This window comes from Actinomadura chokoriensis (assembly GCF_041463665.1).
Lineage (GTDB): Bacteria > Actinomycetota > Actinomycetes > Streptosporangiales > Streptosporangiaceae > Spirillospora > Spirillospora chokoriensis_A.
In genome coordinates, this window is record NZ_JAXCEJ010000039.1 from 33,945 (window position 1) to 43,964 (window position 10,020).

Consider the following 10,020-nt stretch of genomic DNA (forward strand, 5'->3'; position numbering starts at 1 on the left):
GAAGGGGACGGCCTCCGCATACCCGACAGATCTCAATCGGAACCACGGGTGGGTCCCTGGACGCCGCCCCGGTGCACCGGGAGTGAGACATGGTGCGGCCAAATCGGCTGATCATCGGTTCGCGTGCGCGGCTGACCGGACGATTCTCCATGCTGTTCAGAAGCGTCGCAGTGGTGCTCGTCCTGCTGCTCGTCGCGACCCTGGACAGCAGCGGGCTCGGCGCCCTGTCGGCGTGGCGCGACCTGCCGGACCCGCACGGACCGAAACAGGCATGGGGTTCGGCCAAGGGACAGGGCGGGGACGTTCCTTCGGCCGGGCGCAACCGGACAGAACCGAAGTCCCTGCGGTCCCGGTATCCGCTCACGACGCTGACGAAGTCGTCCCGGCCGCCGCAGAACACCGCGAGCGTGGTGGCACCGCCGAAGCCCGAGCCGGACAAGGTGTCGGGCTTCGACGCCAAGACCAGCCGTGAACTGCCCGAACGGCGTGACGCGCACGCACGCACCTACACCAACGCCGACGGCACCGAATCGACCGAGGTCTCCCCACGGCCGCTCAACTACCGGCGCCAGGACGGCTCGTGGGCACCGATCGACACCCGTGTCGTTCCGGTCGGCGCCGCCTCCGGTCCCGGCGATGTGCCCTCACAGGGCTGGCGCAACGCGGCCGACTCGGTCGACATCAGGCTCGCCCCGGCGGCCAACGCTGAACCTGTCGTCCGGATCGGCTTGGGAGGCGGCCAAGAGGTCGGCTACTCCCTCCAGAACGCCAAAGGCACGGCGGGCCGCGCGGGGGAGCGTGGCGTCACCTACCCCGGCGTTCGGCCGGACACCGATCTGAAGATCGACATCGGTTCCGGCGGTGTCAAGGAAACGCTGGTCCTGCGATCGCCCAAGGCGTCCGGTACGTTCGTGTTCCCGCTGGCGCTCAAGGGGCTCACCGCACGTCTCGACGGTGACCGGGTCGTGTTCACCGACGCGTCGGGACGGGTGAAGGCCGTGGTGCCGGCAGGCTCGATGACCGACTCGGCGGCGGATCCCGCGACGTCCGCCAAGGTGTCGTACAGCCTGGTCTCGGTTGGCGGTGCGCCTGCGCTCCAGGTGAAGGCCGATCCGGAATGGCTGGCCGATCCCGCGCGCGTGTTCCCCGTCAACGTCGATCCCAGCGTCGAGATCAGTGAGGCGACCACCAGCCTGACCGTCACCGCCGACGGCCAGACCGGCGGCGGCCAGACACTGACGATCGGTCCGAACTCGGCCGCCTACCTCGGTTTCCCGGGACTGAGCGACAAGCTGAAATATCACAAGATCTTCGGCGCGACGCTGTGGATGGTGAACTACGACTCGGCGACGTGCCGATCCCGCCCGGTCAGCGTCCGTCCGGTCACCGAAGCGTGGGCCGGAACGTCCGGGCTCAAGTACCCGGGGCCCGCCGTCGGTAAGGCGCTCGTGCGCCAGTCGTTCTCCTACGGACACATCGAGTTGGGCGCCACCAAGTCCAAGTGCCCCACGAAGGCTGTGACGTTCAACCTGGGCAAGGGCGGACGTGACCTGGTCCAACGCTGGGTGAACGGAACCCAGTCGAACTACGGGCTGTCGGTACGGGACGAGGCGACCGACAGCCTCGGCGCCAAGGCGTTCACCGGGCACGACACTGTGAACCCGCCCCGCCTGATCGTGACGCACAGCCCCTACAACGCGTCCTATGCGATGCCGAATCCGGTGCCGAATCCACCTGTCACCCAGGCGCAGAGCGGCAAGGTGAAGGTGACGGTCACCAACACCGGCGCCGAAACCTGGACCCCCAGCACCTATTACCTCGGGTACCGCGTCTACGACACCAAGGGCAAGCTCGTCACCCAGCAGCGTTCCGCGGACCTCACCGCGAATGTCGCTCGTGGCGGCAAGGCGACTCTCGACGCCGTCATCAAGCCGCTGAAACCCGGCACGTACTCCATCGACTTCACGATGGTGCACAAGGGCGGCCCGGTGTTCACCGATGAACAGGTCCCGCCGATCCGCCTCCGCATAAAGATCATCGATATCGCGCCGGTCCTCCAGGAGTTGTATCCGCCGAACGGCTACCAGGCCCCGACGCTGACCCCGCAACTGTGGGCCACGGCCATCGATCTGGACGCCCCACCCGGGTCGGCGCTGAGCTACAAGTACGAGATCTGCGAGAAGGCGGCGGACGGAAGCGCCGTCAACTGCTTCGACTCCGGCTACGTCCCCACCTACGCCTGGACGGTTCCGGCGGGCAGTCTCTCGTGGAACAAGACGTACCTGTGGCGGGTGTTCGTCAAGGACGCCGGCAACGAGGTCCCGTCGCCGAGGGTGATGCTGCAGACGACCGTCCCGCAACCCGAGATCACCGCCCAGCTCGCACAGGGCCAGGACCGCGAGTTCGAACCGGCCTCCGGCAACTACTCCACTTCGGTGATCGACGCGAGCGTCACCACGGTGGGCCCCGACCTCAGCGTCGAGCGCACGTACAACAGCCTGGACCCCCGCCGTGACTCGGCCTTCGGCGCCGGCTGGACGACCCAGTTCGACATGCGGTTGGCCGAGGACACCGACGGCTCCGGCAACGTCGTCATCGGCTACCCGGACGGCCAGCAGGTTCGCTACGGCAAGAATCCCGACGGCACGTACGCCCCGCCTCCGGGGCGGCAGGCCACGCTTGTCGCCGAAACCGGCAAGTGGAAGCTCACCGACAAGGCAGGCACGGTCTTCGAGTTCGTCGGCGGCCGCCTGACCGCCGTCACCGACGCCGCCAAGCACACGATCACGCTCACCTACGACCCGCTCACCGGAAAGCTCGCGAAGGCCACTGCGACCGGCGGCCGGACCCTCGCTTTCACCTGGTCGGGCGGCCACGTGGCGTCCGTCAGCACGGCACCGGTCGATGGCACCGCCCTCACGTGGGCCTACACCTACTCCGGTGATCTCCTCACCAAGGTCTGCGGGCCTGCGTCGCGCTGCACGAGCTACGACTACGCATCCGGCTCGCACTACCGCACCACCGTCCTCGACGACAGACCAGAGTCGTACTGGCGGTTCGGTGAGGAGGAGGGCGTCGGCGCGTCCAGCCAGGTGGCGGTCAACCTCGGCAAGGACGGTGCGACGTACAAGAACGTCACGTTGAAGGCGGCCGGTGCGCTCGCCGGTACCGACGACACCGCTGCGGCTTTCAACGGTTCGTCGTCGCAGACGGAACTACCCGCGGGCACCGTGAAGAAGAGCCGCGACCTGGCCGTCGAGGTCTGGTTCAAGAACACGGCGACCGGGTCGGGCGGCCCGCTGATCGGCTACCAGGACAAGCCACTGGACGCCACGTCAGGCACCGGCGTCCCGCTCCTCTACACCGGTACGGACGGCAAGCTGCACGGCCAGTTCTGGAGCGACGGCACGATCGCGCCGATGTCGTCCACCAAGATCGTCAATGACGGCAAGTGGCATCACGCGGTTCTGTCGGCCATGGGCTCGACCCAGACCCTCTACGTTGACGGGCAGCAGGTCGCGACCCTCACCGGCGAGACACCGAACCATCTCGCGCTCACACAGAACCAGATCGGCGCCGCCTACGCGTCCACGCCGGCCTCCTGGCCGGGCTGGGGTTCGGCCCAGCGCCGCTTCTACAACGGCACCATCGACGAAGTCGCGATCTACCATCACCCGCTGGGCTCCGCGCAGGTCGCCGCGCACTACGCGAACGCCCTCACTGCCGCCGACCAGCTCACCACCACCACGCTGCCGAGCGGGAAGACGGCGACCGAGGTCTCCTACGACACGAGCCAGGACCGGGTCAGCGAGTACACCGACGGCAACGGCGGCACCTGGAAGATCAAGACACCGACGGTCTACGGCGGCGCCACCGACCTGCGCCGCGCCGTCGAGGTCCGCGACCCCGCCGACCGCCCCTACCTGTACGAGACGGACGCGCTGACCGGGCACATGATCCGCGTCGGCATCCCGATGGGACTGGACGTCCGGGACGAGGACAAGCCGCAACCCGCCACGCCCACCGCGACACCGTCCCCGACCCCGACGTACGTGTGCACGACACCCGATCCGGGCGACCCGAGCTTCTGTACCGACCTGCCCGGCAACCCCGGGGGCGTCCCCGACTGGATGGGCATGTCGATCGCCGGCATGGGCATCCGGACGTTCGAGTACGACGACCAGGGCCACCCGACGAAGATCACGAACGAGAACGGCGACTCGGTCGGGCTCACCTATGACGGCCGCGGCAACGTCCTGACCCGCACCGCATGCCGGACCGAGGACGCCTGTCACACGGCCCGCTACACCTTCCCCACCGTCTCGAACCCGTCCGACCCGCGGAACGACCTGCCGACCGAGTACCGCGACGGCCGCTCCACCAGCGCCACCGACACCCGGTACAAGACTAGTTACACCTACACCACGGCCGGCCAACTGCAGGTCCAGACCAACCCACCGGGCGGCGGTCAGGTGAAGTACGCCTACACCGCCGGAATCGAGTCTGCGGTCGGCGGCGGCACCATGCCGAACGGACTGGTCCTCAAAGAGACCGATCCGCGCGGCGCCGAAACCCGCTACGCCTACACCAGCGCGGGCGACCTGGCACAGGTCACCGATCCGTCCGGGCTGGTCACGAAGTACACATACGACGCCATCGGGCGGCGGAAGTCCGCCACCGAAATATCCGGCAGTGTCCCGGCTGGAGCCGCCACGTACTACGGCTACGACGGCTGGTCGAACATCACCAGCGTCACCGAGCCCTCCACCACGAACGCCGTCACTGGTGCCGCTCAGCAGCAACGCACCGACTACACCTATGACGCCGACGGCAACCTGACCAGAACCCAGATATCCGACACTGCGGGCGACGAAGAGCCGCGCATCACCACTTACGACTACGACGACCACAACTTGATCGAGCGCGTCACCGACGCCTACGACCACGAGACCGGCTATGACCACGACCGCTTCGGCAACGTCACAGCCCTTGTGGACGCGGCCGGCAACCGGCTCGAGTACGCCTACACGGCCCGCAACATGCTCGCCGAGATCCGGCTCCGCGATTTCGACGGCGATCCTGAAGGAGCGCCGGACCCCGGCGACTACCTCGTCGTCGAGGCACGCGCCTACGACTACGCCGGACGCCTGGCCGCCACCACCGACGCCATGGGCCGCCGTACCGAATACACCTACTACGGCGACGACCTGCTCAAGGCAACCACGCTCAAGAACTTCCGGAACTCCGACGGCACTAAGCGGGACATCGTCCTGTCGCGCTATGAATACGACGGTGCGGGAAACGCGACCAAGCACGTAGCCGACAACGGCAAGAAAGTTGCCGAGAACGTCTACGACAACGTCGGGCGCATTGAATCCTCCACACTCGACCCCACTGGCCTCGCCCGGCGTATCAGCTACCAGTACGACGTCGCCGGCAACGTCACGCAGGAGACCAAGACTGGGTCGCCGTCCAACGTACCGTGGGCGACTCCCGTCACGAATGAGACGACCTCCTACGTCTACGACACGCCGGGGCGGGTCACACAACAGGTAGTCAACGAGGGCAATATCTCCCACATCACGTCGTTCACCTACGACGAACGTGACCTGATGACCTCGGTGACCGACCCGCGAGGCAATCTCGACGGCGCGGACAAGTCCGCTTATACCACCACGTACCGGTACGACGAAATCGGACGGCAGATCGCCGTCACCTCCCCGCCCGTCGCCGCCGAGTCGGAGGGCAACGCGCCGTCGACCATCAGGCCCGAGTCGGTCACGGGGTTCGACGCGTTCGACGAGCACACCGAGTCCAAGGACCCGCTTGGCAACGTCACCCGCATCGAGTACGACCGCCTCGGCCAGCCGGTCAAGGAGATCGCGCCGTCCTATACCCCGCCGGGATCGTCTGTCTCTCTGACGCCCACCACCACGACCTTCTACGACCCGATCGGCCAGATTGAGAAGGTCACGGACCCTCGCCAGAACGAGACCCGGTACACCTACGACCGCCTGGGTCGCCTACAGACGGTCGATGAGCCCTCCAAAGACAACGATGATCGCGCCAAATGGCAATACGCCTACACTCGCACAGGGCAGATCCTGTCGGTCATCGACCCCACCGGCGCGCGCACTGAAGCGACCTATGACGACCTGAACCGGCCTCTCACGTCCACCGCGATCGAACGGCGACCGAGTCCCGGCGCCTATACCAGCGGCTACACCTGGGACGACGCTGGCAATCTCACCACCAGTACGACGCCTTCCGGGGCGGCGATGACCAATGTTTACGACACTACCGGTCAACAGACAAAACACATCGACGCAGCGGGCGTCGTCAGCCAGATGGGCTACGACGGGCAGGGCCAGGTAGTGCGATCCAGTGACGGCCTCGGCCGCACAGCCAGGTTCGCGTACTCGCTCGGACAACTCGTCTCCTACAGCGACCTGAAGCCGGATGGTACCGAGCTGCGGAAACGTACCTTCGCGTACGGCGCCGCCGGCCACATGACCTCCAGCACCGATCGGCTCGGTCACACGACGACCTACGACTACGACGCCGCCGGGAACCTTGCTAAGCAGGTTGAGCCGGTTGGCGACACCAAAACGATTACTACGACCTTCGGTTACGACGCCGCTGGAAACCGCACCCGCTTCACTGACGGGCGTGGCAACGCCACCATTTACACCATCAACTCCCTCGGCCTGCCCGAGGCGACCATAGAACCAGCGACCACGTCGCACCCCGCACCGACCGACCGCACATGGACGACCTCCTATGACGAGGCCGGGAACCCTGTCAGGACCACCGAGCCCGGCGGAGTCGTACGCACCGGCACGTTCGATTCCCAGCAACGTCCCCTCACCGAAACCGGGACCGGGGGCTCCGCGCCGGCCGCCCAGCACACCTACGCGTACGACGCCGGCGGGCAGTTGACCCAGGTCAATGCAGGTGCCGGCACCAACCGGTACAGCTACGACGACCGCGGCCAGATGCTGACCGCCGAAGGTCCATCAGGCGCGGCATCCATGGCTTACGACGCCGACGGCCAGCTCATCACTCGCACCGACAACGCCGGTACGTCCACGTTCGGTTACGAAAAGGGGCGCCTGAAGACCCGACGTGATGGCATCACTGGAATTACCCAGACGCTTCGTTATGACGCGGCCGGTTACCTCGACCAGGTCGATTACGGGGCGGGCCGAATCCGGACCTTCGGGTACGACGACATAGGCCGAGTCACGTCCGACACCCTGGAGAACAGCGCCGGGGCCACGATGGCGTCCACTGCTTACACCTATGACAAGTGTGACCGCACCACGGGCAGGGTGACAACGGACAGCAATGGGGGCTCCGACAATGAAACCTACAAATACGACTACGCCGGCCGCCTTGTCTCGTCCATCGCCGATGGCCAGACAACTGCCTTCGAATGGGACGATTCCGGTAATCGCGTCAGGGCGGGAACCTCGACGGCGACTTTCGACGAGCGCAACCGGCGGACCATCGATGGTGGAACAAACTATAGCTACAGCCCGCGCGGCACTCTGACCTCGCAGACAACCGCTGGCCAAAGCCAAACATACACTTTTGACGCGTTCGATCGACTTACCGCTGCTGGTGGCACCACATACACCTATGACGGTCTCGATCGATTGGCGGGACGTAATGGCACCGCCTTCGTCTACTCCGGCGATGGCGATCAGATTGTCAACGATGGAACGACGCACTACTCCCTCGGTGCGGACGATGACGTCATGGCTACGAGCCAGGGAAGCGAGACACGGCTCGTTCTGTCAAATACTCACGGCGACCTCACCGGAACATTCGATCCCAGCAGTTCTCTCACTGGGCTGGCTGACGCCGTCGGCTACAGCGCGTTCGGTAAGCCGACCGTCAAAGCCGGATCCAAGCCGGCCGTGGGATATCAAGGCGACTGGACCGACCCGGACTCAGGCCAGGTCAAGATGGGTGCGCGCTGGTACGACCCGGATAGCGGTACTTTCCTCAGCCGCGACAGTTGGGACCTCGACCCCACTCCGAAGTCAGTCGTTGCAAATCGCTACACTTACGCGAACGCCGACCCGCTCGACCAGTCCGACCCCACTGGTCATGCCGCGATGCCGCTCTGCTTCAGCAGTCTCTGTCAACAAGAGATCTTGCCCCCATGGTTTTGTGACAGTCTCTATCCACAACGACCGCCGCAACTGCCTTGGACGTCGCATCCCATCGGGGATAATGCACCGGACTACTTTCCACGGCCGACGCCGTATAATCCGAGTCCGCCCAGATCGTGGCCCGCTCCGACCGCCAAACCTCGCGGTCCGAGTCCCGAAGAACTCGCACGTCGGCGAACCGAGAAGGCTCGCAAGGGCGCCGAACGTGATGCGAAGAAGAACCCGAGGGCCATCGATCCTAGGCTGCGCAAGCCTCGTTACGCGAACCCGGGCGATCACATCTCGGATGGCGCCAGACATCGTCCCCGGAGTGGTAATTCACACGATGTCGTCAAGGACACCGCGCAGAGCCTGCGGGACATGCGTGCCCAGGCCATCAGTGGGGCGGGCTCCATCGTCGGGCAGATTTCTCTGGCGGGTTCCGCGCCGCCCAGAGCCCTGCCCGTCGAAGTCCCTTCCACTGTCGGCAGTGTCACACCGCGTGCACCCGCGAGCACCGTCACCGTTCCGGAACCCGACAAGAGTCCTGTACTCCTGCCCCTGGACCCGAACGGCTCGTCCTTGCTGTACCCGAAGACGGGGACCGATTGGGAGCCAGACCCCGGGCGCCCTGCTCCGGGCAGCGATGACGACGACGGCTGTCGGGCGTTCAAGCAGTACCAGCCGCTCGACAGCGAGGGCAGGGCCACCGGTGCTCGCGCCCAGTACTGCAGTGCGAAGGACCTGGAGGGCGGGTCCGAGGCCAAACGCTCACTCTTTCCCAGTGGCTGGCCCAGAGACGCCGCTGGCGCCCCGCGCAATCCGCGAAATGCCTTCTCCCGCGGGCACCTCATCGGTGCTCAATTGGGCGGCAATGGATCAGATCTGCGGAACCTCTTTACGATCTATCAGCGGATGAACAACTCCTCTATGAAGGTATATGAGAATGCGGTACGCCGTGCGGTTGAGGATGAGAGCCAGCAAGTCTATTATGAGGTTCGTCCGATCTATCTCGGACACTCGGCAAGAGCTTCAGCTGTGCATATGTCTGCACGCGGCAGTGGTGGACTCCTTTTCGATGTCACCATTCAGAACAGCAAAAGTATAGATAGAAGGCATAGGGTGATATTTCCATGGCTTCATTGAATCGATTGGTCCAGCTCATCGGTGAGTCCTTGCAAGAACCTCCTGCGGTCGATTGGGAAAGGCTGGAGGGTCAGACTCGGTTGCGCTTTCCCAGTGACTACATGGAGTTGTGTCGAACGTACCCGCCACTTAGGGTTGACAATTTCTTGGGAACGCTTCATCCTGTCGAGGATGAAGAGGGAGAGAATCTGTTTTCCTGGGCGGAGGAAATTCTGGGGGCTGCGATGGATCTCGTCGAGGAGTTTCCGATTCTCGGACTGGTGCCATTTCCGCTCTACCCGGCGGAGGGCGGGCTGTTTCCGTGGGGTGTCACTGACAACAGCGACCACCTCTTCTGGCGTACGCAGGGGCCGCCCGATAGATGGACGGTCGTGGTGGCGGAGCACTCTTATGCCAAGGACTCTTGGTGGGAGTTCAACGGCTCCATGACGGATTTCATCGTGGGAATCATGACTCGAGAGATCACTTGCCCCGTGCTCGCCTCGGACTTCCCATCCGCCGACGCCAGGATCGAACAAGTCCCTTTCCTGTAGACATCGCTCGCGCGCTACATGATCTCCATCATAAGTGAACCAGGCACCTCAACTAGACTCAATGCCGGGAAGTTAAGGATGAGGCCGGGGGTGTCAAGGGTTTTCGGCTGGTGGCCGGACATGGGAACGGAGATCCAGTAGAACGGGTGTTCTCTCACAAACGTCCGAACAGACTGGATCTC

At 64.9% G+C, this 10,020-nt stretch carries 2 protein-coding genes; both read left to right on the forward strand.

All coding sequences use genetic code 11. From position 1 onward, the window contains the following. Nucleotides 1–89 precede the first annotated feature (89 nt). Nucleotides 90–9,305 carry a LamG-like jellyroll fold domain-containing protein gene (locus SM418_RS36240; protein WP_371946090.1) on the forward strand — a complete coding sequence of 3,072 codons (9,216 nt, stop codon included), beginning with the start codon at nt 90–92 and terminating at the stop codon, nt 9,303–9,305. Beyond that, nucleotides 9,293–9,838 (forward strand): hypothetical protein, encoded by a 546-nt coding sequence (locus tag SM418_RS36245; RefSeq protein WP_371946089.1) that lies wholly within the window; start codon nt 9,293–9,295, stop codon nt 9,836–9,838. The genes SM418_RS36240 and SM418_RS36245 overlap by 13 nt, the downstream gene beginning before the upstream one ends. Nucleotides 9,839–10,020: the final 182 nt, after the last annotated feature.